This window comes from Roseovarius pacificus (genome assembly GCF_900142665.1).
GTDB lineage: Bacteria > Pseudomonadota > Alphaproteobacteria > Rhodobacterales > Rhodobacteraceae > Roseovarius > Roseovarius pacificus.
The window spans coordinates 1-22,996 of the sequence record NZ_FRBR01000008.1 but is presented as its reverse complement, the minus strand read 5'-3'; the positions used below and the strand labels follow the sequence as shown (position 1 = coordinate 22,996).

Annotated in this window: 17 protein-coding genes; 10 read left to right on the top strand and 7 right to left on the bottom strand. The window is 59.5% G+C overall.

All coding sequences use genetic code 11. The features are described 5' to 3' along the window. Positions 1–211 precede the first annotated feature (211 nt). From BUB53_RS13615 to BUB53_RS13585, 6 genes are all read left to right on the top strand, one after another. Complete coding sequence (locus BUB53_RS13615; RefSeq protein WP_073035330.1) at positions 212–3,529, top strand: CapA family protein; 3,318 nt, start codon at positions 212–214, stop codon at positions 3,527–3,529. Between the two features lie 590 nt (positions 3,530–4,119). Next, the gene (locus BUB53_RS22510; protein WP_143163229.1) at positions 4,120–4,326 is read left to right on the top strand and encodes a hypothetical protein; all 207 of its coding nucleotides are present in this window, start codon (positions 4,120–4,122) and stop codon (positions 4,324–4,326) included. 108 nt (positions 4,327–4,434) lie between these two features. Further along, complete coding sequence (locus BUB53_RS13605) at positions 4,435–4,866, top strand: GNAT family N-acetyltransferase (protein ID WP_073035454.1); 432 nt, start codon at positions 4,435–4,437, stop codon at positions 4,864–4,866. A gap of 519 nt (positions 4,867–5,385) precedes the next feature. Continuing rightward, positions 5,386–6,861 (top strand): tyrosine-type recombinase/integrase, encoded by a 1,476-nt coding sequence (locus BUB53_RS13600; RefSeq protein WP_159437835.1) that lies wholly within the window; start codon positions 5,386–5,388, stop codon positions 6,859–6,861. A 452-nt stretch (positions 6,862–7,313) separates the two neighbouring features. Beyond that, positions 7,314–8,221 (top strand): IS630 family transposase gene (locus BUB53_RS22265; RefSeq protein ID WP_143163228.1). Its coding sequence is split into 2 segments (ribosomal slippage): positions 7,314–7,380 and positions 7,380–8,221, totalling 909 coding nucleotides; the frame shifts between segments, so codons are not numbered across the junction. Between the two features lie 77 nt (positions 8,222–8,298). Further along, a protein-coding gene (locus BUB53_RS13585; RefSeq protein ID WP_143163227.1) for an IS3 family transposase occupies positions 8,299–9,650 on the top strand; the annotation gives its coding sequence in 2 pieces (ribosomal slippage) (positions 8,299–8,635 and positions 8,635–9,650; 1,353 coding nt in all). 165 nt (positions 9,651–9,815) lie between these two features. On the opposite strand, the gene BUB53_RS13580 is transcribed toward BUB53_RS13585, so the two are convergent. Continuing rightward, entirely contained in the window at positions 9,816–10,184 is a 369-nt protein-coding gene (locus tag BUB53_RS13580) for a prolyl oligopeptidase family serine peptidase (protein ID WP_229709552.1), read from the bottom strand. Positions 10,185–10,523: 339 nt separating this feature from the next. On the opposite strand from BUB53_RS13580, the gene BUB53_RS13575 reads away from it, so the two are divergent. From BUB53_RS13575 to BUB53_RS13565, 3 genes are all read left to right on the top strand, one after another. After that, entirely contained in the window at positions 10,524–11,312 is a 789-nt protein-coding gene (locus tag BUB53_RS13575) for a hypothetical protein (protein WP_143163226.1), read from the top strand. Positions 11,313–11,400: 88 nt separating this feature from the next. Then, positions 11,401–12,162, top strand: a complete 762-nt coding sequence (locus BUB53_RS13570) for a hypothetical protein (protein WP_143163225.1) — start codon at positions 11,401–11,403, stop codon at positions 12,160–12,162. A gap of 335 nt (positions 12,163–12,497) precedes the next feature. Continuing rightward, complete coding sequence (locus tag BUB53_RS13565; RefSeq protein WP_159437834.1) at positions 12,498–13,313, top strand: hypothetical protein; 816 nt, start codon at positions 12,498–12,500, stop codon at positions 13,311–13,313. Positions 13,314–13,638: 325 nt separating this feature from the next. Here BUB53_RS13565 and BUB53_RS13560 read toward each other — a convergent pair whose 3' ends face one another. The 6 genes from BUB53_RS13560 to BUB53_RS22505 form a co-directional block, all read right to left on the bottom strand. Next, entirely contained in the window at positions 13,639–15,114 is a 1,476-nt protein-coding gene (locus BUB53_RS13560) for a hypothetical protein (RefSeq protein ID WP_143163224.1), read from the bottom strand. Next, positions 15,114–16,967: a tyrosine-type recombinase/integrase gene (locus BUB53_RS13555; RefSeq protein WP_073035320.1), complete on the bottom strand. Its 1,854-nt coding sequence runs from the start codon at positions 16,965–16,967 to the stop codon at positions 15,114–15,116. The genes BUB53_RS13560 and BUB53_RS13555 overlap by 1 nt, the downstream gene beginning before the upstream one ends. A gap of 943 nt (positions 16,968–17,910) precedes the next feature. Then, positions 17,911–18,936, bottom strand: coding sequence for a hypothetical protein (locus tag BUB53_RS13550; protein WP_073035319.1), 1,026 nt, complete (start codon positions 18,934–18,936; stop codon positions 17,911–17,913). Between the two features lie 65 nt (positions 18,937–19,001). Further along, positions 19,002–19,385 (bottom strand): helix-turn-helix domain-containing protein, encoded by a 384-nt coding sequence (locus BUB53_RS13545; RefSeq protein WP_073035318.1) that lies wholly within the window; start codon positions 19,383–19,385, stop codon positions 19,002–19,004. A gap of 963 nt (positions 19,386–20,348) precedes the next feature. Then, a complete protein-coding gene (locus BUB53_RS13535; protein WP_073035316.1) occupies positions 20,349–20,990 on the bottom strand; it encodes a hypothetical protein in 642 nt (213 codons plus the stop codon). Positions 20,991–21,187: 197 nt separating this feature from the next. Continuing rightward, positions 21,188–21,925 (bottom strand): hypothetical protein, encoded by a 738-nt coding sequence (locus BUB53_RS22505; protein ID WP_159437833.1) that lies wholly within the window; start codon positions 21,923–21,925, stop codon positions 21,188–21,190. A 54-nt stretch (positions 21,926–21,979) separates the two neighbouring features. On the opposite strand from BUB53_RS22505, the gene BUB53_RS13525 reads away from it, so the two are divergent. Continuing rightward, the gene (locus BUB53_RS13525) at positions 21,980–22,462 is read left to right on the top strand and encodes a hypothetical protein (protein WP_073035314.1); all 483 of its coding nucleotides are present in this window, start codon (positions 21,980–21,982) and stop codon (positions 22,460–22,462) included. Positions 22,463–22,996 lie beyond the last annotated feature (534 nt).

Genomic DNA, 22,996 nt, shown 5'->3' with positions numbered 1-22,996 from the left:
TGCTCAGGCACAGAGTTCATCTGACAAGCCGTGAAGACCCGCGACACGGGATACCCGCAGCATCGCCGGGCAGCATTAAGCCATTCGGACAGCGATATGGCATAGACGGTGCGGTTTCCTTCACCATAGTTTCAAAGCGTTCCAGATATGGGGCCACCGGCAGAACGTTTCGTTCTGTTCGGAAAACAGAGACGTGCAAAGGGTGTGCTGAATGGCGAAAAAGAACTCCTGCCGGGGCGGGTCACAGATCGGGGCCCCGGCTTCTCCACTCGCTGCGCATCCCGAGGCTCCTCTCACCACGATCTTGCCCCAGACACGCGCGGCCCTGACCTACGCGGCAGGATCGGCGGAACGCGACGCGCCCTTGCGTGTGTTCTTTTCAATGGGGACCGGCACCAAACGTGCCTTGGTTGTGCATTTCACCAGCGCCGACCTAAACGGGATATGGGATCAATTCGAGACATGGCGGCGCACCCAAGCTGACTCGAACCCGGTCATCCGCTGGCTTCGCGTAGACTGGGTCACCCGCACATGGGCCCTGAACTGGGGTCAGTGTCAGCTCGCGATCCGCAGCAGCAAACGCAACTATTTTCGCTACGGCCTCGCGTTCGATCCAGACTTCTCGCAGGCATTTCTGGAGCAGGAGCTGAACGCCAACGCGATGCTCTATCTCGGCAACGACCGTCCCAATGGCGGGCTCAACGGAAAAAATTCAGGCATCTATGGGCGCCGGCGCTTCGGCGACGACTTCCATCTGCCTGACGCATCCACCGATCCGGTGTGCCTCTTTTCCACCGACGCCTTCCTCATACAGCCGGACAGCCCCCCCATACCGCTACACGGTTTCAGCGGCGGCACGGAAGGCCGCGACACCGGGCGCCGCAGAATCGATTCGCTCGATACCGCCACCGTCGAAAGCATAGTGGACCAATCCAGCCGCTTCCTTGCGGCCCAGGTCGACGCCAACGGGAAGTTCGTCTACGGCATGCATCCGTGTTTCGACCGCGAGATCAACGCCTACAACACACTCCGGCACGCCAGCACAATCTATGCCATGCTCGAAGCATGGGAGGTCACGCGCGACGCGGGCCTCAAGATAGCAATCGACCGCGCCCTGCATCTTTTGACCGAGAGATTCATCCGCCAATATACCCTGCCCAACGGGGAAAAGGTTGCCTATCTTCAGGACATCAACAACGAGGTGAAGCTTGGCGGAAGCGCTGTCTGCCTTCTGGCCCTGGTCACCTATACGGAGCTTACCGAAGACACGCGCTACCTGACGCTACTCGAACAGCTGGCGCAGGGCATCGCCCGCATACAGGACCCCGAGACGGGACAGCTGATGCATGTCCTCAACGAGGATGATCTCAGCGTCAAGGAGCGCTTTCGGATCATCTACTACGACGGTGAGGCGGCCTTCGGCCTCATGCGACTCTATGGCCTGACAAAAGATCCGCGTTGGCTGACGGTCGTAGAAAAGGCCTTTGACTATTTCATCGCGCAGGAACATTGGCGCACCCACGACCATTGGCTCAGCTACTGTGTCAATGAATTGACGCTCCACCGCCCCGAGGAGCGGTATTTCCGCTTCGGCCTTCAGAACTTCGCCAATCACCTCGATTTCGTAATCGACAGGATCACCACCTTTCCGACCCTGCTCGAATTGATGATGGCGGCTCACAAGATGATACAGCGCCTCGAACGCAGCGAAGCGCATCAGCACCTTCTGAAACATATCGACCGCGACAAGTTCTACCGCGCGCTGGAAACCCGCGCCCGGTACCTGTTAAACGGGTTCTTCTGGCCCGAGGTCGCCATGTACTTCCGGAACCCGCAACGCATCCTCGGCAGCTTCTTTATCCGCCACCATGCATTCCGCGTCCGCATCGACGATGTCGAACACTATCTCTCAGGCTATGTAGCCTTCCTGAAGCATTACCTGCGTGGCGAGACACCGTCGCAAGATACGATCGCCGCGTCCCCGGGCATCCGCCCGAAAACACCTCCCCCGCATGAGTTGCCCATGCCAGCGGATGCCACCCTCGTCTGGGGCGGCGCCATCAATCTCGGCCGGCGACAACATATGCGGACCGCCCAGCTGGGCACAGACAACGTCCTCGACATCCCTGAACTGGGCCAAGCCGACCTTTCCGTCGCAAACCTCGACTGCGTCGTCAGTACGCTTGGCAAACAAGGCGTCAACAAGGGCGAAGAGGGCCCCTTCTACTACCGCGCCCGGCCCGAAATGCTCGGCATCCTGACCGCTGCCGGGATCAATGCCGTCACGGTGGCCAATGCCCATAGTGGCGATTACGGGCCCACGGCGCTGCTCCAGCAGAAGGAAATCCTCGACGCGCTCGGCATCGCCAGCACCGGCAGCGGCCTCACGCAACAAGACGCCTTCTGCCCCACGATCTGCACCGTGGGCGAGACACGCGTGGCTCTCTTTAGCATCGACACAACTCAGCATAGGTTCGCCGCCGGCAAAAGCGCCCCCGGCACCGCCTACCTCTCTCCGCAGGACCGCGACGTATGGCGTACAGTGATGGCGGGGCGGATCGCTCAGGCAAAGGACAAGGCCGATATTGTCCTCGTCTCAGTTCACTGGGGTGCACGGACCACTCCGACCCCGGAGAGCAATGCCCGCGCCCTGTCCCATGCGCTCATCGATGCAGGCGCGGACGGCGTGCTCGGCTCGATCGGCCCCCACCTCCACGGGATTGAGCTCTACAAGTCCAAACCGATCATCCATGGCACTGGCTCCCTGCTCTCCGAGGCCCCGCGAGCCTGGTTCCGGACGGGCGGCCTGTTTCGCCTCGGCCTCGGCAAAACCTGCCTGAACTGGGTTGAATACCTGCCTGTCGGTATCGGCTACGGCTTCAGTCAGCGCCTCGAAGGAGAGATGGCAGAGCAAGCCATTGACCGATATGACACTGCCTGCCAGAATCTCGGCACCTCGCTCACCCGACACGGGGATCGGGCCTTCGTTAAATTGACGTCCCCGGACGAAAAAACCGGCAGGCTCCCACCTGTTGTCAAGTCCCGACGCCGCTACCGCCCGGACCGTCTCGCCGCCTACTCCCCTGCTCCCGACCTCGGGCAGGCCGCCTTCGTGCCCGGAGACGCGCGCCTCGCGCCGGTGACGCTCGGCGGCCTGACGCTCCTTGGACTACGAGTGAAACCGCCATGCATTACCGGCCGCCAGATGCTCTGGGTCGAATCATGGTGGTCCAGCCCCGGCCCCCTCTCCGAAGACCTGCGGCTCAGTTACATCGCCATCCCGCGCGGGCGGGCCGAGGACGGCTCCGAATGGGGGCCTGGTAGCGAGCATGATCCCTGCGACTGGATGCAGCCCACCAGCCGCTGGCAACCGGGCCAAATCTACTACGATTGTTTCGGCCTTCGCCCTCCGCCGCTCGCACGGATCAGTTCCGCACCGCTCCAGCTGGAGGTCCGCGTGGTGGGCCGGTCGCCAAACACGGACTGCTTCCTTTATCCGAGGCTCATCCCCGTGCGACGTCCCGATTGAATGCCGCCTTGCCGACGCGATCCGCGATCCGCGATCCCGGCGAAATCTGGGTTGGTGTCGCAGAGGTCCGAATTCCAGAAGTGCAAAGGCGGCGGCAAAGCACTGGTCATTGATCGCAAGTACATGCGGGTCGACTCGGAAACGGGCCTGATTGTGATCTTCGAACGGCTCAAGGGACATTGGACCGCCAGGACCGCCTTTCGACCGGCGCGGCGCCGCTCGGGAGTTTTGATCTGCCGGCGACAATAAAAGGGACCGGCTGGGATGCCCCACCGGCCCATGGTTGTCAGGAGTTCAGGCACAAGCATCTGGCAAGCTGACGACAAACCCGAATTAGAGTCTCTGCTCCGAATTTGCAACGAAGAGGAGAGCGCCATGAACCTGCAAAATCAGCGCGGCCTGACGTCACCGGGCTATTCGGATCTGGAGCGGCGCGCCAGAGGGCCGCTTATGCTGCGCAGGTGTCGAGACGCCAAGAGGCAGGAAGTGGCATCCTCAGACAGCCAAGAACGCACTGAAACGCCTGGCTGTAGATGGGCCGTCGGCAGCGCTGCGGGCATTGTGGCGGAACGCATAAGGAGGCGAAACGCATGACCTACAAATCACCACCGGCACCGCACCCAACCGGCATGCGGCGCGAAGACTTCGAAGAACTGAGGGAACAGCAGGGGATGACGCCCGCAGGATTCCGGGAAGACAGCAGCGATCCGCTACGGGGCGATAAAGAAGCAATGGAACGGGAACTGCTAATGTGGGCTGACGATCATCTTACCCGCCGGACTCGGCGGGACCGCTAACGCGGTCGACGAAAATGACGGCTTGTCGTGACACATATATAAGCTGAGGTGTTCAAACCTCAGCCCTGTTACTATGCTGTTCGGCAAATGCAGATCGGGATATTCGCCATGTGTCCTACATTCGCGATACGCTTAGCTGACGTAAACGACGCCGCCTGTATCGCGCGCTTGATGATCGGCATGGGCTTCAACCACACTCCGAAAGAAATAGAACGCCGCTGGGCCTTGATCAGCGGTGAAATCGACCACGTGTTTCTCGCCGAAGAGGGCGAGACGCCTGTGGGCTTATTGGCGATTCATGTCGCCCCCTTACTCTTCTACCCAGAGCCAATAGCCCGGATTTCTACTCTCGTCGTTGAACCGTCGAAGCGAAAGCAGGGGATAGGCCGTGCGTTGGTAAATGCAGCGGTCTCGCTTGCGAGGGAAGCCGGATGCGACACGATTGAACTGACCACAGGCATCGCCCGCAAGGAAGCCCATGCATTCTATGAGGCGATTGGATTTCAGAACTCGGCGCTCAGGATGAGCCGCCGGATTTGACGCCCGCCACAGCTTTAACTCGCCGCTGCACGCTTACCCGTATCCTTAACCGGTGAAACTGAGTCGCGCAGCCCACCCCTGCCCCCAACTTTTTCCACTCCAATGTATGCTAGAATCCAGAATTTCGAGTAATTCGAGGTATCATAACACCCTACAGAAACGGCAGAATCCGCGACCCCAAAAGACGTCAAAGCCTTTGTTTTTAAAGTATTTTTCGCCGTTTGGGATAGTGGTAGCGGAGGAGGGACTTGAACCCCCGACACGCGGATTATGATGCAGCAAGCATCCTTCTACCACCAGATAAACCTAGAGATGGGATGAGACTGGAAGAGATGAAAAAACTTTTTATCTCCAAAGACCTACCTGATTGAAGATAGGGTCGTGCGTATATCATCGTGTTTCAGCAGATCGCACCCAAGCGCAGCGATTTTGCCACCCCAGCGCCACCCCAGCAGAATTTTTTTTGTGAAGAGTGCAAACGGACCGACTTCCTCCTCGCTGGAAACGAGGAGCATGAAAATGACCAACAAAAACTCCAATACACCTCGGGAAATAACCGATGTATTTGTGCGAGGATTCAAAAACAACTCGGGTAAGAGAGCCGAAATCCGAGACTCAAAGATCACCGGTCTTGTGCTGAGAATAACGCCAAAGAACAAGAAAACATTTACTCTTCAAACTCGATCAATGGCCGGCGATAAGATGCAGATCACGATCGGATCTTATCCCGCTGTTTCGCTGAAAGACGCCAGAACAATAGCAATGAACCATCTTGCGGATATCCGGCGGGGCCACGACCCTCGAGAAAAGGTTCGCCTTACCAAAGCACAACTCGAAACTGAAAGCTTATCCCTCACCAATCTGCTCGATGAAGTCGAACCTATCTTTGCTTTGACAAAGTCGACTTGGCGTGCGGGCAGCCGCTTTGGTCGATCCAAACCTGAAGCTAGGTCGGCAATCGAGAATGTCTTCTCAGCACTCCTTAATAAGCCGTTAACAAAATTGAAGTCATCCGATTTCTCCAAAGCTGTTAAGCACTATTCGCCGAAGCGGCCACGCAAGGGTAAAAAAACTGCTAATGGAACATCAGCTCGGGCGCTGGCATACCTTCGACCTGTCTTCGACTGGGCCTGCCACCGTGGCCGCTTCACGAAGGAAGGTGCCGGTCGCGAACAGCGTCTGGAGCTTCCGGACTTATCGAAAATCTACGATCCATCGATAGATGATCCAACACTTGAAGGAGTGCGAGAACGGGTTCTTAGCCAAACCGAACTTGCCAAAGTGATGCCATTTCTTATCCATCCTGCGCCCGCCCAATTGCGACCCGAGCTAGCTCCACAAGCAGATTATGGGCCTATTGCGTTCAGGTTCATCTTGCTCACGCTTTCACGGCGCGAGGAGGTCGCCGGAGCCCGTTGTAAGGATTTCGATCTTCAGTCTGGAACTTGGACGAAGCAGGTTAAAACGAGACGCAAGCCCGGAATCCGTGGACATGCGAACCGCCGGACTGTGACTATTCCACTATCGGATGCGGCTATAAGCCTCCTCAATTCCCTCCCGAGTCTCACCTACGGGAGGCCGGACGACTTGGTATTCCCGTCATCTTCGGGCGGACTTCTCTGCAACTGGGATCGCACTCAAGAAACGATAAACCGCGCAAGCGGAACCTTTGGATGGCATCGTCACGATCTCCGCCGAACCGCCGCTACAATACTGCAGCAACTGGGTGTCGCTCCAGCTATCATCGACACTCTTCTTTGCCACGTGAACCCACTTAGTCGTGAAAAAGTCTCAGCGGCGGCACAGAACTATCTGATTGATAAAAAGCTACTCCAGAACGTCGTCGACCACGAACGAGTTGCCGTGAACTTGCTGGCAAGTGCGCTCGGGTCGATTTGCAGCGAGCCACAGATCGGGTTTTCTGTTTCTTGCAATGAGGCAAGCTCAACACCCGAACAAACGAAAAAGCGTTCTCCTTGGGCCACGGCTGAATAACACGTGGCACTGCAGCCTCTACTACCACCTCTTAGGTTCCGCTGATTATCGGGGAGCGAAGACAATCTGGTTTGCATTCGTTCTTTGCAGCCGCCTGTCTCTGGACCACTCAGCGGGGCGCCCCTGGACCGGGTTGGACTTGCCTTGGTTGACTTGGGCGCATCGTCACCGGCGCCACACATCGGCGGCATCCACTCATGTCGATAAATACCTGGCCGAAATTACTGTCTTGGCGCCTTGCTGGATAAATCATCCGGGAGAGTGATCTGAAGCGTTTCGCCTTTCACAGATGCCCCGAGTTGAAGACGAAACGCTTAAATTATTCAAGCTGGCAGCATGTCCAGCGGGACATGGCTTAGGCCACGACCCTAAAGCGGTTTGCGTTTGATCTGAATCGATTTGGGATTCACATGAGGGGGTTTGTTTGATTCACTTCTTCTGGGAGGTGGATCATGGGCAAGCCTTACTCTTTGGATCTTCGTGAACGGATTTGCGCATACGTTGCCAAGGGAAACTCGGCCGGTCTGCAGGGCGACTTTTCGGGGTGAGCGCGGCGACTGCGGTTCGGTTTGCAGCGGAGCATCGAGACCATGGCACTGCGCTTCCCAAGCCGCAGGGCCGCCCCGCTGGTCAGTTTGGCAAACTCGCCCCGCATCGGGAATTTCTGCTGGAAATCGTGCAGGCCGAACCGGACATCACGCTCAAGGAGCTGGCCGCAGCCCTGTCGGAAACACATGGCGTAGATGTTCAGCTTTCCTCGCTGCACCGTGCTCTCGAACGGGCTGGACTGTCATATAAAAAAGGACTGATCGCAGCCGAGCGTGACCGGCCCGCGCTCCGCCAGGCCCGTCACGATTGGATCATGCGCCGTCAGCCTCGCATGCTCCAGGAACCGCACAGGCTGGTCTTCATCGACGAGACGGCGGTCAAGACGAACCTCACGCGGCTGCGCGGACGTGCCCCTGTCGGGGAGCGGCTGTACGGCACAGCCCCATTCGGCAAATGGGGTACGCAGACCTTCATCGCTGGACTGACGCAGGACGCCCTGATCGCGCCTTGGGTGATCAAAGGGGCTATGAACGGTCCCGCCTTCGACACCTACATCAAGACGCAACTGGCACCGGCGCTTGATCTCGGAACCGTCGTCATCCTCGACAACCTGTCCACACACAAAAGTCCGCGCGCTGCCGAAGCACTGCGCAAGAGAGGCTGCTGGTTCCTGTTCTTGCCCGCCTACAGCCCCGATCTCAATCCGATCGAAATGGCCTTCTCCAAACTCAAAGCTCACCTGAGGCGGGTCGGTGTCAGGACCTTTGATGCCTTGTTCGAAGCTCTTGGCGTCATCTGTGACATTGTCTGACGTCAGCGCCTATGGGACAGATTTGAGGTTTTCGTAACGGAGGATTTCTGGTTCATCGCAGCTATCAAGAGGCGAAGATGAACAAGAAATCCGGAACATCGAAGGACGCAGCCGACAAGCTGGTCAAAGGGATCAAGCGCAAGACGCGCAAGCATTATTCTGCGGAAGAGAAGATCAGGATCGTGCTGGCTGGTCTGCGCGGCGAGGAGAGTATCGCCGCGCTGTGTCGCCGGGAAGGCATCAGCGAGAGCCTGTATTACACTTGGTCGAAGGAATTCCTCGAAGCGGGCAAGCAACGCCTTGCGGGGGATACTGCCCGCCAGGCGACATCGCCTGAGGTCAAGGAGCTGCGCTCGGAATCGGCCGCGCTCAAGGAGGTCGTTGCTGATCTGACTCTGGAAAACCGTCTGCTCAAAAAAAGCATGATCGGGGATGGGGAGTACGAGGCATGAGGTATCCTGCATCGGAAAAGCTGGAGATCATCCGCACCGTCGAAGCCTCGCATCTGCCCGCCCGTCAGACGCTGGCCATGCTCGGCATTCCACGCACGACCTATTACCGCTGGTATGACCGCTGGTCCGAGGGTGGGCTTGACGCGCTTGAGGATACGCCGTCCCATCCGGGGTCTGTGTGGAACCGCCTCCCGGATGAGAGCCGGGCGGACATTATCGAGTTTGCACTCGAACATGAGGATCTGACGCCCCGTGAGCTGGCGGTGAAATATACCGACGAGAAGCGGTATTTTGTCTCGGAATCATCGGTTTACCGAATCCTGAAGGCGGAAGACCTGGTCACGGCACCGGCGCATATCGTGATCAAGGCGGCCAATGAGTTCCGGGACAAAACTACGCGCCCCAACGAGCTGTGGCAGACCGACTTCACCTATCTGAAGGTCCTGGGCTGGGGCTGGTTCTACCTCAGCACCATCTTGGACGATTACAGCCGCTACATCATCTCCTGGAAGCTTTGCACGACGATGAAGGCCGAGGACGTGACCGCCACGCTCGACCTGGCGCTGGAGGCCTCGGGATGTGACTGCGCAACCGTGGTCGCCAAGCCAAGACTTCTCAGCGACAACGGCGCGTCTTACATCGCGGGGGACTTGGCGGATTACCTCAACGAAAAGGGCATGGATCATGTCCGAGGCGCGCCCTACCACCCGCAGACCCAGGGCAAGATCGAGCGCTGGCACCAGACCATGAAGAACCGTGTTCTGCTTGAGCATTACTTCCTGCCCGGAGATCTCGAGCGCCAGATCAGTGCCTTCGTCGAATATTACAACAGCCGACGCTACCACGAGAGCCTTGGAAACCTAACGCCCGCCGACGTCTACTTCGGGCGCGCAGAGCAGATCCTAAAACAGCGAGAGGAGATCAAACGGAAAACCATGCTCACCCGGCGCTTGCGCCATCAAACCGAACACGCATAAACTCAATCAAGGATGAGCCAGAGCCTCCAAACGGAAAACCGCTCAGGTGTCCCAAATTATCTGACGACGCACACTGTGACATGTTCAATCCAGACGAATGCTGGAACTTCTTCAAAGCTGCCGGATATGCCTCAGATTAAATGCAAAACGCTTTAAATGCGCGTTTCAGTCTGGGCTGGACACGTGCAGACCTATCCAGTGGGCGGCGAATACCCACTTGTCTGCCAGTTCCTCGATCAGCATTTCGGTCGACTTGCCCGCACCATGCCCAGCCTGCGTTTCGACCCGAAGCAAATGTGGCCCGGAACCGATATCCGCCGCTTGCAGCGTTGCGACATACTTGAAGGAATGCGCCGACACGACGCGGTCGTCGGTATCGCCCGTGGTAACTAGGATGGCCGGGTGGTCCAACTCACTCCCAACGTTGTGCAGCGGAGAGTAGGCGGGCAGGTTGCGAAAATCCTTCTCTACGCCCGGATCGCCAAATTCCTGTGTCCATAGCTTGCTTCCGGTGAACCGATCGAAGCGAAGCATAACACCCCCCCACCCATCCATTCTGTTTGGGGTCTGTAGAGGTTCTATATTCTGAGAGTTTCTCGCGCCGGATAACCGAATGATCTTCGTGGCTTGTCTGGCCGGACCGGCACATTTATCGGAATATTGCACATATTTCTCGGGCAGGTCGCAAAGATTTCCGGATACCAAAGCCAAAACCCCGGAATTCACACGCGGCTCTTCCGGGCAAAAAGACAAAACTTTCGGGTATGTGGGAAGATCATACGGACATGTTGGCGGGTTTCACGGCCGGTTCGGCATTTTGTGCGGGCGGCCTTTGGATCCATCTCCGGAGAAACCGACGCAACCGAGATCATCATGTCCGAATCCAACGAATACCTCTGCCCCGCGGAATTAGTCGCGCTTGTCGAGCACGCAAATCTCTCCCTCGATGCCCTTCGTGTCTTTCACGCCTTGTGTTTTATCACCGACAAGCATCCGTTTTTCAAAATAACGTCGATGTCACGCCCCGTGCAGCGCTCCCTCGACGTGCTGTCGCGGAAACTCATCGCCTGCGCTTTCCCACGGTCGACAAACGACCTGCGCGCGATTGGGCCCGCGATGTCCGAACTCGGCGACGCGAGGCTGATCGAAAGCTTCCAGCTCGGCGCCAGTGCCCGCGATCTGAGCTTCCGCTTCCCTCGTGCGGTGATCGAAGCGTATACTAGCCGGCCGAAGAACGGCCAGTTCGCAATGATCGATACGTCGATGCTGTCCTGCGTCTCGTCCTCCGCACAGCTGCTCTTCTACACGCGTGTCGCGATGCACGCGCCTGCCAACGCCCCGGAATTCTACATACCAGGCCTCGATCCCGGCACGTCACCCTGGTCAAAGAACCGGCGCCGCTGGATCGGCGCCGCGTGCAAGCTCTCTCGCGTCTTGCCGCATGGCTACCTGTTCTGCCCGGAAGTGGATTTCGCGAGCGACGCGGTGATCCGCATGCGCGTCAAGATCTCTCATGACGCCACGACGTGGTTTCCCGGGCGTCTCTATCACCGGGTTGCGGACAAGCCACCCATTGCGGTGTTCAACGGAAGCTCCGTTGCATTGACCCGCGGCGAAATGCGCGCGCGTGAGCACTGGACCCGGGTTCAAGGTCCTGCCTGACGTTGCGTCATCCCGCGGTCTTTCGATTTCGGGCAACTCGATATGAGCCAATCTCTCATCGACAACCGAGATCAAAGGGATTGCCATTATGCTGATACGTCCTCCGGTCAATACGCCCGACCGGCTTGAAATCAAGCTCTTGAAAGCCGCAGCCCCGATTTGCCGTGAGTACGGGAAAATGACCGTCAACGACGCACGCCGGCGGCTTGCTCGGTTTCATTTTCTCGTGCCGTGCGTCGGGCGGGTGCGGTTTTTCAAGACAATGCGCGTGCGCCAGGTGACGCTCGTTCAATACACGGATCGGCCCCAGGTGCCGCAGACCTGCGTCTTCCAGTGCGCCTTCGATGTCTTCCGCGCGTGCTTCGTTCGGAACCTGTCCGCGCTCGGCCCGCTCCTCGAGCATGTCGCCAGAGCCGAAGTGGAAGCCCGCGCCAGCGCCGGAAACTGGGAGCTGATCGAGGTTCCAGATGAGGAACTCACGCGCCTCGCACGCGCGCTGCAGGACGCGAGCGCCTGGTTCAACGGAAACGACGGGTTTTCTCTTCAGCTCCTGCGTGCGGCCGTATCGCTGGAGCAGGAAGCGCGGCTCTCCGAAAGCACCCATCAGCGCATGAAACGAGGGGCCGCGAGCCAGGCATTCGCCTCGGAAAACGCGGCGATCAGGAACGAAGAACGCCGAAACGCGACAGCCTGGCTGGACGAGCGGAGAGCGCGCGGCAGCAATGTCCATCTGCCGTCCGTTTTTGGTTTTATGGAGGAGATCGACCAGCTTGTCCTTGCGTATCGCGACCGCACCCGTCGGATAGACGGCACGCGCCTGAGGGCGGCGCCCGACCGTCCTTCCCCGTGAAACCGATGCCAGTGGCGCTCTTGATGGGCAACAGCACGTTCTTCTCCGGGGCTCTGCGAAACAATTTTCATTTTTTCGGGAAATTTCTTCCGGCTGAAGTCAACGATCCGACCTCTTCTTTATGAACCGAACGAAGAAGAGCCCTCGATGACCATCTCCGTGCAAAAATCCGCTACGTCCGGACGCCTGCCCGTCGTTCCGCTGACTGGCCCTGCTCCGCGTGACATCAACGTCGCCGCTGTTGCGGTGCCTTCCGGACCGGCCGGGTCTTATTTCCGCGCCAATCGCTATGACCAAAGCAACGCCCGGATGCCCGCGCCCGCGAGACTTGGACCGTGGTCCAGGCGCCCCGCTGGCGTTGGAGCCACCTGCGGGTTTTCGATCCCGGGAAACACGAAACAGACCAACATCCCGTGCATCACCGCCCAGAAAAGGACCTCGACATGCTGATATGCCCTCCTATCAACACGTACGACCGCCTTAAATCGAAGCTGCAGAAGGCCGCCGACCCCATTTACCGGGAGTACGACGAATGGCAGGTGTACGAAGCCCGAAAGCGACTTGCGCCGCTTCACTACTGCGTGCCGTGTCTCGGACACGTCGTGTTCTACAAGAACATGCGCGTGCGCAAGATGAGGCTCGATTCAAATGTTAAACCCCGGCCAAGGACAAATCCGCCGACTTTCACATGCGATCTCGACGTCCTCGGATCACGCTCGGTCCGAGGTAAACTTGGCCCGCTGCTCGAGCATATTTCGGAAGCGGAGGCCGAAGCCCGCGCGACTCGCGGCAATTGTGAACTTGCACACCTCTCCGACAGCGCACTGGAACAGCTGTGGGAATCATTGGACAACGTCTGCCGGCGTTTTACCCGCGACGAAACGATGTCGCTGCAGCTCCTCAACGCCGTGGCCGCTCTCGAGTTGCACACCCGTGCCGAGGAAAGCGCGCATGCCCGCCTGAAACGACTGGCGGCGTATGAAGCCTTCGCAGAGGACAACGACGCGGCGATGCGCGCTGAACGGGAGCAGGCAAAGAAGTGGTTCGATAATCGCAGGGTGCACGGATATACCGTTCACATGTCTTACCAACATGCGTTCCTCGATCATGAAGATCAGGTCGTCCTCGCATATCGCGACCGCAAGTTCTGAGTATCCGCGCTTCGTCGCTTGGACCGAGGCTGCCCTGCCCTGCGAAACGTGCGCTTGGCCAGCCCGTAGGGTTCGATGCCGATGGTGGCTTTGTCTGCGCCAGGAGTGGCACTGCCGGATAAACGCCGATCTACGCCTACCGACCGACCCCAACGACGCCAGCACTTCGATCTTCCATGAGACCGGCGCCCCGCCCGGCGTTGCAGTTTTTCCATCAACGCAGCAAGGCGTCCCTGGCACCTAAGCGGGTGGTCCCAAGATCCGATCGCACGACCAACAGCTCGCCACTGCCTTGCACAGAGAACAGCGGCGACCCGTCGTTGCGTCACCCGCGATTTCGTCGCCTTGGCGACGAAGCCGGAGATGTTTCTTTCCGAACAAGCATTTCCAGAGCGGCATGGTATTTCTCCACGCTGGCAACTTCCGCGAACTCACTGCGATAGCTTTCCTGCATCCACTCGACCGAGTGTCCCAGCAATCTCTGGACGGCCCAGGCGGCATCGGGGCGATGGCGGCGCAGCAGGTCGGTGACAGCTGTCCGAATGAGATGCCCGGATATCTCGAACGCCTCGCGGAGCAGCTTGGACGCGTGATACGTGTCGAAGCCTTCCGGCCGCAGGCTCAGGAGATTGCACCCATCGAGCTCCGCGATGCGGGTCTCGATGCACCAGGCCGGTCGGCCCTCGAGCACATGGGCATCGATGAGCAAACCGGTCAGCCCCCAGAGCGGACCGTTCTCTTTCCAGCGGGCCGTCTTCGATTGCCGGAACGCCGGCTCCCAGGATCCGTCCGCCCGGCGCACGATTTCCCGCCCGATCCGGAACTCGGACAGATCTCCCTGCCGGTCCGCACCGTTGACAAGAAGCGCGAAGACGACCGCCTTGCGCCGCAGGCGGGCCGCCTTGTCCGAATGCCCGGGCAGATCGCGCGCCTCCTCGCTTGCAGCGACGGCGGCCTCGAGAACGCCCTCAAGCCCGTGCGTCTCGCGGAACGCGCGCATCGCGGCCCGCTTTGCCGGGGTCTCTTCAGCCTCCTCCGCGCGGCAAGCTGCGAGGATCTCTCCGAAGGAGGCTTCACCGTCCGGCTCGTAGAGTTCGGCCCGGGCGGCAAGACGCATCACGCGCTCGAAATAATCAGCGATTGTCCCGAACCGGATGAACTCCCCACTTGCCGGGTTTACACGGTCGACGAGGAAGCCGAGAAACGCCTCCGCGAGCTCTGGCGTGAACCCGTTGCCAGGCTCACAGCCTTCGGCGATCACATTCTCCCGCGCAAGCGCAAGGAGACCGACCGCCTGGACCACCGCGTCCCGGGTTTTCGGCGCGAGGGGACGATACCGCCGCCCGTCGCGACGAACGCGTTTTTCGAGGCACGCCAAGGTATCGCGCCAGGGCTCGGGCCAATCCTCGGGCCTCAGGGCTTCGCGGCGCGAGCGGCGCGGACGCGGCGTGCGGGCGTTGTACCGCCCGTTGAGCCAGGCGTCCCAGTCGCGCTTGACCGGCACGGCCGCCGCGGTCGGCACCTCCGGCGCGAACCGCGACAGCGCCGTCAAGAGCGTGCGGAACACCGTCCGGCTCTGCGCCGATGCGGCAAAGTCCTCTGCCTGTGCGAACTCCGGCGCGCGGCCCTCCGTCGCCAGGCGGGAAAAGAAGCGCTCCAGCGCCGCGGGCATGCCCCGCGGCGCAAGATCCTTGACGAGCGCGGCCTGGCGCAGACGTTCGGCCACGTCCCTCGGGACACTGGGCATTGCGACTAGCAGCGCATCGGCGCGCGCGGCGCGGCTTTTGGGCTTGCGTGGCATCACGCGGCCCCCCGCAAGCGCAAAGTGGGATGCAGGTCTTCCAGCACCTGCGCGAAGAGTTCGGCGGCCGCCCGTCCCTCTCCCCGAGAGTAGAATTGCTCGACGGTCTTCAACTCGTCGCAGAGCAGCGCTGCGACGACATGATAGTCGCCGGGATGCACCGCGAGATAGAGTGTGGCCGCAACGTGACGCATCATGTGTGGCGTGAGCCCGGTAAGCCCAAGGCGCGACATGCCCCGGTTCCAGCACTTGTTGAATGTCGAGCGCGTGAGATAGCCGCCCCGCGTTCCGGGAAAGAGGGCATCGGTGTCGCGGCATCCGGTCTTCTTGTGCCGCGCGATCCAGAGCGGCCGGCCTTCGTCCTGCCAGGCTTCCAGAACCGCCCAGAGCCACTCCGGCACCGGGCCCTCGATCGCGCGGCGGTTCTTCACTTTCGTTCGATCGATCTCGATCCAGGCCTGGGCGCCCGCGCGGCGCGGGGCGATGAGATCCGCCCCCTGTCCGCCCGCGTCGAACTCGTTGACGTTGCGCGTCCGAAGCGGCCGCGCCAGTTGCACGGCCATCGCGGCAGACGCGACCGAAAGATGGAGGGTTTCGGCTTGCTGAGAGTCACGCGACCGCTCCCAGCGATCGAAACCCCGCCGGGACTCCTTCATGAGCGTCTCCGGACCTGCGACGATCGCTCGCACGATCGCCGGGTCGCGATCGACAAGACGGATGAACTCCTCGCGGGTCGCGGACATCTCACCCGCACGATCCGAGACATAGTCCGGGTCATCCGCGATATCCTCGAGCGCGAAGACCAGGTCCTCGTCCATTCCGTTGCGGCGCACAAGCGACACGAGAGCTGACAGGTAGCTTTTGAGCGAACTCGTCTGTTTCGTATCGCGGAGCTCCTCGTCCGACTGGCTGCGCGCAATGAAGCGGTTGACCGCCGCTTCGACGCGTTCTTCCGTGACGAGATCACCGAGCGTTTTGACATCGTAGACATCCGCGCGTTCTGCTTCGGCATGACGTGCAAGCCAGGACAGCGACCGGACGTAGTTTTTCCGCGTTGCGTCCGGGTTGAAGACGCGCCGCCGGCGCGTACGCTTGTTTTGACGCCGCGCGGAAATCCGGGCGGCGCGGGAGCTTTTCTTGTCGGCCTCGGTCCCCACCGCTTCGTCCAGCGCGGTGTCACGAGCGTCGAGGAACTCTTGCGAGAAGAGTGACCAGTCGATCGGCGCATCGCGCCGCGTGGGCAACGTCCCCACCGGTGAATTCGGCAGCAGGTCCGCGATGGGCGCGTGACAGTTCTGTTCGCGGATCAAGCGGTTGAAAAACCGCACGGCATTCCGATAGCTCTCCGTCTTGTCCGCTGGGAGCTTCCTCAGTGCCTCGATTGCACCTTCGGTGTCCACCGTTTGCGGACGCATGTGCCCCAGCCGCGCGCGCAGATTTGCGATCGACAGGCCCGACATGTTGGGCAGAATCCTCTGGCCCGTCTCGTCGAAGCAGTTCTCCACGTCGGACACATAGTCCGCGATCCGGTCCCAAGCGCCCTGCGCGTCGCGATCGCCGGCCGGACCCGATCCGGTATGTTTGCGCGCGCGTCGGATCGCCGCGGGGATCTTGCCGCCCCAGGTCTCGAACGCGCGCTCGGCAGCTTCCGGAGTCTTTGCGCGGAATTCGCCGGCCCAGACGATTTTCGAGAGCTCTTGCTCCCACGCCCGCTCGTCCGCCGCAAGTTGCGAGAGCTTCTTGTTCGTCAGGCGCTCCGCGCGCCGGAAGGCGGCGCGATACGCGTCCCGCGAGGTTTCCGAGTAGATATCTGGCAGCAGTTGGTAGACATGTTGGAGAGTTTCGATTTGCATCGGTTTTCCTTTCGTTCATCGGGAAGGTTGAGTGTTCATCGGCAGCGCCGTCCGTTCAGTCACGCCTCGCTGAACGGAACGGGGGTGCAGATAAGGCCCGTAAACCTGGATAGGCGTTTCGTTCAGATGGCTCTGAATGCCCTTCAAACGCTTGGTTGTCCGTTCAGACGGGCGGTTCGCGGACGCACCCATTTGCGCGCCGTGAGGTCGGCTTTCGGAAGGGTTTTCCATGGGGCTCTCCGGGGTTTCATCGAAGTCATGAGACGGAAAAAGCTCCGCGAAGGGCCGGTTTCAAATTGGCGGGTCGGAACACGAAAAAAGACCCGCAGGAACGAGACCTGCGGGCCGCAAGTGCAAAAGGAGACCATCTTTCCAGGTCGTGTGCCCCAGACGTTTGGAACACGAACCGCCTGTTCGGCGGCAATGGGTTTTGGCTTGCCGTGCCGGACGTTCCGGTCCGGTGCCAGCCCGTTGCCCGGGCCAGCCGCCACGGCCTCACGACCGCATACGATGTCTCAGCCGCCTATGCGGCGGCAAACTGTTTTGGCGCGCGGTACCGGACATCCGGTCCATTGTTGCCCACGCTGTCCGTGAAACGGTGCGGGTATACGCCATTTTCTTCTCAGCCGCCTGTTCGGCGGCAAACCCGGAAAGACAGTTGCCCTATCTCCCAGTCGGATGCGCCGGAGCGGTGTAACAAGGCCTTGGCCTCGCTTCGCTGCTGCCGACACTCAAAATAAGGGTTCGGCGACACCCTTCCGGAACTGGAAATCCCGAGAAATTTATAAGCAATTGATTTTGCGCATTTCTTTTTCGAGATCTCTTCTCTCTCATGGCCGTTTGTCCTGCCAGTGCACAATCTCGTGGAAAACAGATCTGAGGACCTCATGTCCGCCCCGGTCGACGCGGTTGCCTGTGGCCACTGCCCCGGCGTCCGCCGGGATCAATGACGTGCGGAGGATTGCCTTGTCGGCGAGGCCTGCTCGCGGGCGCGCTTCTGATAGACATGGCTTCGGGCTGAGGCGCTGGCGCAGATCGCAAACAAGCTCGCTGTGGCCCCGGAGGCCGGAGCCAATTGTGACACATTGAGCCCGGCCCGCTCGATCATGCTTGCCAGGGCCATCATCACCCGGGCATGTACTTTTGTCTGGACCTTCTGACCCGAATTGGTCCGAGTACGCATCTGCTCGGCCGCGGCCTGGAACTCCCCGATATCGTTCTCGATAATGGCCCGTCCCCAGATCGGGTGGTCTCGGGCGCCGGTCAACTCGGGCATGATATCCCGCATTGAAGCGGAGGCTTCCTCCAGGAATTGCCCCGAAGGGGCGTCAAAGAGCGGATGTGATTTGACACGGGATGGATCGAGCTTCCGCCGCGGGTCGTCATCCTTGATGCTCCCGTGACGCCAGAGGTCGTGGACGACCCGGGTGAAAGACAGCCCCGACCTCGCGGCGACCGGGCCGGCAAGGCCGTCGAACTCCTGGTGCCGGCGACTGAGAACGGCCGTGTCGCAGGCATTGGCGGCATATGCGATCACCGCCCGCGCAGCGGCACCCGCGCGCTCAGTGCCTGTTTTTTTGAACAAAAGGGCGATATCCTCTTCAACGATCGCGAGACCGCCGAGGCCTTCGAACTGATTGAGCGGACCCTGGCCGGCTGCATTTACGAGCTTGCCGTGAACTGCAAGAAGCGACGTCAGAGTCTGCGTTTCAGATCGCCCCAGGGGTGAGAGTTCATCCCGGAGCGCCATGACATGACCATGGCAATCGCGAAGGTAGGCGGCGTTGAAGTCCGGCAGACGCCGATCAATATCCTGGACATCGCGCGCAAGACGGAAATCGTCGTCCGGCAAATAGCCATCGGCGTTGAGCCTGTCGGCCGCGACACGGTATGTCGCTCCGACATGCAGAGCGTTGGAGATGATCAGGGTCGGCTCGGCGACACTGACATGCTTGGGGTGTTTCGACATGGTTTGGTCCTTTGATTGAAGTGTACTCGGAAAGTTTGATGTGACGTTTCGCTATGGCGCCTGCATCAGCTCCACGTCTGCAACCAATTTGCGACCTCGGCGGGAACAAAGCGCCAGGCCGCGCCAATTCTCCGGCCCGGCAGCGCACCTCGCCGGGCACGCTCGAGGATCGTTCCCCGCTTCAGCGTGCACCGCGCCGCGACCTCCTCCGGTGTCAGCAAATCGAGACGATATGCGTCGAGCAAGCCCTTCGGCGGCTGACCGCCTTCGAACGCAAACACATCCGCTTCGGCATAGCCAATCCGGCGCCCGTCACGCCGCGGGACGAGCAGCCCGTCGCGTTCCGCGCGCCAAAAAAACGCGTCGCTCCCGTGCTGCCAGCGTTGCAACAGCCGCCTGCGACTGAGCAGGCGAAGGGCGTCAGGTTCGAAAATGGTCGAAGGTCGCATCCGGTTCTCCTGGTCTTTCGCAGGAGAAAGGCCCCGGATGGAGAGGTTTCAAATTCCACGCCCAGAACGCGGCCCGGAGACGGACGGCAAGACTGCGGACGTGTCGATCCAGCCAGCTGGACGGTTTCGGCACGATTGCTTCCCTGTGGCGATTACGAAGTGTGGTCATGAACACTTGAACCATGTCATGGCCGTTGCAACCAAGTCGTCTTAGGTTCCGGAGAATGCGGCGCGCGTAAACTCGTCACATTCGGCTTGGGGCAATCCGGCACGCCGCGCAGCACGGCGACAACGCGAGACTATGGCGGGGCTGAACTGTCTTCACCAGTGAGCGGCACGTGAACGTGTGGGTACTTTGGGCTCATAGCGATTTCCGTTTTGTTGGTCTGACGAGGGTTGAAGCCCTGTCCAACAGATGGGTCGAGCTCTGGGGGAGCAGAAACACCAATTCTTGGCGAGAACGGAAATTGACCAGCAGAATGGCACCCGTCTATCGTGCAACTCGCGTGCTGGGCGCCTAACATTGGCGCCGAATGAGCGGCTGCGCTGCTGTCGCCGTACGATTATCGCTGCGCTTTATCTCAACGTTTGAAGACAACCAGCTTCATGCGGTTAGCAACCAATTCCAGAGCAATGAAAGTGAAGCGCTTCACCAGGAAACATGGCCAGCACGCGTGTGGTCATGATCTCTGCCAGCAATTCCCCCGGAGCCCATTCGATAATTTGGATTTTCAGGAGATGTACGTTAAAATGCATCATCACTCAAGGCATGAACATGCAACAGATCATACAGACTTTCCCAATCCCCTCAAACTGGCGAAAGCCGTCCGGCGAAGACGGCGAGACGAAGAAATAATCGGTGTTACTGCAATCGGATCGGGTATCGCAATTTGGCGGGTCTTTCTTCCGTAAGCAATCGGAGGCCGCAATGGCCTCCGATTGCTTTCACCTCACGTCGGATCCTCAAGACGCAGCTCGGGACCGTCGGAACATCAGTCGAGCCACGATGTCGCAATCATCGACTTCGTTGGAACCGATCCATTCGTGCACATGGCGGAGTTTTTCGTTCCCGCCATAGCTGGCTGAAACCAGAGCGTGCAATCGCTCAAGTCGAGACATCAAAACCTCCGGCAAGCGCCCGGTAACCGGGGTTCCCTGCGCGCGAACATTGAAGCGCGGATCGTTCAGCGGCACCCGGAAACGCCGAGAGAATATGAACCGCGTGGGTCGGTTCAAACCGCACGCGTCGAGATCCCTTTTGATCCAGATTTCAAATCCTCTGTTGGCATTTGTATTTCTGGCGGTCCCGTAGACGATCAAGGCGCTGTCCGTCTCCGGATCGATCTCTGCAACCAGGCACGGTCGCGCGTCGGCAAAACACCCGGAAAGCCGTTCATCCTCGCTGTCCAGGTGGGGAAATTGGAAGGAAACAACATCGCCAGGCTTGACGTCATGGCGTGGCAGGTCCGCATTGCACTGCGGCAGGCGACAATGGAGCGTGTTGCCTCTGTTCGAAATGTATCGCGGAAAAGTACTGGCAACGCTGCAGGCTGTGCTCCGCCACGCGCTCGTAACGTTGAATTCATTGGGGCTGTAGAGTTTCATGGATGTCTCCTGCGGTTGGGATGAACCACCCTCAAAGATGCGCAGCGGCGACCCCGGGTGGCACGAGCCACACCCGGGGTCGATCGCCAAAGCATCGACGCAGAAGCGCAATCATCACTCGCCGCGCGCTCTTACCGCGCAGCGGTCAGGCTCAATACATGATGGGAAGGAACGAATACCTAATTAGTATCAGACAATTATCTCTTTTTAACGCGGCGCGTTCTTGAAGATGTCAGACGCACTTTTGTCGGTCGCGCAAGGTAACGCGCGAGCGGAACACCACGCGTTTTGCTGCAATGGTGCCTGAGTGCCGCGACGAACTTCAAACGACGTCCTGCTATGCGTGCCGCGTACGCGCGGCGCCCGCGCTGAAGGCCTGAGGGCCGCGGCAGATCACCATTCATTCGCCGGTTCAGCAATGCCAATCGCAACGGACCGCCGCTTCGCGCTGAAACCAAAACATCTTCCATCAATCGATTGACATCGTCCGGCTTCTGTCCGCGCAAGACTGTTTCGATGTAGTCCGCCGACAATTGGTCAAGTCTCTCGACAAGCCGCGCGTTCTCGTCGGCTTTCCGACGCCGACGTCGTTCAATGAACTCACCGTCGGCGTTTTCTAATGCCAGGCGTGCCGAACGGGCTTTCGCGCAGGCACGACTGCAGAAAAGCTTGTTGCTGCGTGTTTTGACGAATCCTTCCGCGCAGCCCGGGCATTCCACTCGAGCACCAACCGGTGCTGAGCGCCCAACACCAGGATTCGAATGTCTTTCAGATTTCTTTTTCATAGGGCGTTGAAAACATCGGAATCTGGCGAAAATTTGAAGCTGGCGATCAGATCGGGATTTTCGATGTTTCCGCAAGGTCGTGAAGTGGCGCAGCTTTTCAGAAAAGTTTTCGATTTTTCTTCCGATCTTCTGGAAGCGCTCCGATTTCATGTTCAGCCGCTGCAATCGCGGCGATGCCAACTCTGAACATGAAGGAACCAAACGATGCGCATCAAACTTTCCGAAACCAACACGACCAAGATCCAAACGGCTTTGGACCTGGTGAACAAACGTGCCAAGTCCTTTACCGTGACAAACCCTGAAGTGCTCGGGGACTATGCCGCGCGCGCCGAAGAAAAGCTCAAGGGCATTCTGCCGAAGGCAGGATGGAAAGGGGCCCGGGTCGAATGCCGGCCCGCTGGCCCCTCTGCAAGCTCTTATGGTTATCCTGCGAAGTCTACAGACCTGGTCCTTGAGCGCGGAGCCCGGGATTGGTTCCTGGTGCAGGTGACGGAAGCACATGTTAGGTCCGGCGATCGCAGCATCTGCGATGTGCACCTGTCACCTTGTCAGACCATTGCCGCTGAACTCTATGCCGCGAAAAAGCTGCGGGCGGACTTCAGAGTCCAAGACATGCCGTTGGATGCCTCCGCGCATGAGCGCGCAAAAATTGAGATCGATGCACGCAAAATCGCGGGTGTTTCCTGAGCACGGTATACTGTCTCAAACGCCTTTCCCGAAATAACAGCGCTCCGCCTTCGCCTCCCTCGGTGCGGGCGGAACGCTTCTGACCGATAGATCCCGGTAGCAATGCGACCAGAGCGGTGCTTGCGCCTCTCGGCAAATTCGTTTCCGACAGTCGTGTTTGACCCGCGCCTGCGCTACTGACTGTCAGCCGACCCAAAGACCGCCATCGCGCACCATGAGCCATTGGGGAACTTGAGCACAATTCGGCGGAACGGACCGGGGCGGATTGAACCCCAGCCGTTAACTATAGAGTGGACGATATGAGAACATAATGCCCACATCTCGAAAAGAGATTGGTACCGTCCTCAAGGATTTGTGCGCGGCACAAATTTAATCTCCGGCGATTTCGGGGAGTTGGTAAACGGTGTCCGCGCCCCACGTTTTTTGCTGTTTGGTTTTGTGCGAGGTCATCCCTGTTGTTGAACAGGAAGGATTTTCTCCATGGAGACTACGGCGGAGTTTCTCAGGTCGCTTGGTGTGGTGATCTACGCGGAT

Excerpts from the sequence above, each read along its gene's own strand:
- BUB53_RS13615 (WP_073035330.1), top strand. The coding sequence starts at position 212 with ATGGCGAAAAAGAACTCCTGCCGGGGCGGGTCACAGATCGGGGCCCCG.
- BUB53_RS22510 (WP_143163229.1), top strand. The coding sequence starts at position 4,120 with ATGACCTACAAATCACCACCGGCACCGCACCCAACCGGCATGCGGCGC.
- BUB53_RS13605 (WP_073035454.1), top strand. The coding sequence starts at position 4,435 with ATGTGTCCTACATTCGCGATACGCTTAGCTGACGTAAACGACGCCGCC.
- BUB53_RS13600 (WP_159437835.1), top strand. The coding sequence starts at position 5,386 with ATGACCAACAAAAACTCCAATACACCTCGGGAAATAACCGATGTATTT.
- BUB53_RS13580 (WP_229709552.1), bottom strand. The coding sequence starts at position 10,184 with ATGCTTCGCTTCGATCGGTTCACCGGAAGCAAGCTATGGACACAGGAA.
- BUB53_RS13575 (WP_143163226.1), top strand. The coding sequence starts at position 10,524 with ATGTCCGAATCCAACGAATACCTCTGCCCCGCGGAATTAGTCGCGCTT.
- BUB53_RS13570 (WP_143163225.1), top strand. The coding sequence starts at position 11,401 with ATGCTGATACGTCCTCCGGTCAATACGCCCGACCGGCTTGAAATCAAG.
- BUB53_RS13560 (WP_143163224.1), bottom strand. The coding sequence starts at position 15,114 with ATGCCACGCAAGCCCAAAAGCCGCGCCGCGCGCGCCGATGCGCTGCTA.
- BUB53_RS13555 (WP_073035320.1), bottom strand. The coding sequence starts at position 16,967 with ATGCAAATCGAAACTCTCCAACATGTCTACCAACTGCTGCCAGATATC.
- BUB53_RS13550 (WP_073035319.1), bottom strand. The coding sequence starts at position 18,936 with ATGTCGAAACACCCCAAGCATGTCAGTGTCGCCGAGCCGACCCTGATC.
- BUB53_RS13545 (WP_073035318.1), bottom strand. The coding sequence starts at position 19,385 with ATGCGACCTTCGACCATTTTCGAACCTGACGCCCTTCGCCTGCTCAGT.
- BUB53_RS13535 (WP_073035316.1), bottom strand. The coding sequence starts at position 20,990 with ATGAAACTCTACAGCCCCAATGAATTCAACGTTACGAGCGCGTGGCGG.
- BUB53_RS22505 (WP_159437833.1), bottom strand. The coding sequence starts at position 21,925 with ATGAAATCGGAGCGCTTCCAGAAGATCGGAAGAAAAATCGAAAACTTT.
- BUB53_RS13525 (WP_073035314.1), top strand. The coding sequence starts at position 21,980 with ATGCGCATCAAACTTTCCGAAACCAACACGACCAAGATCCAAACGGCT.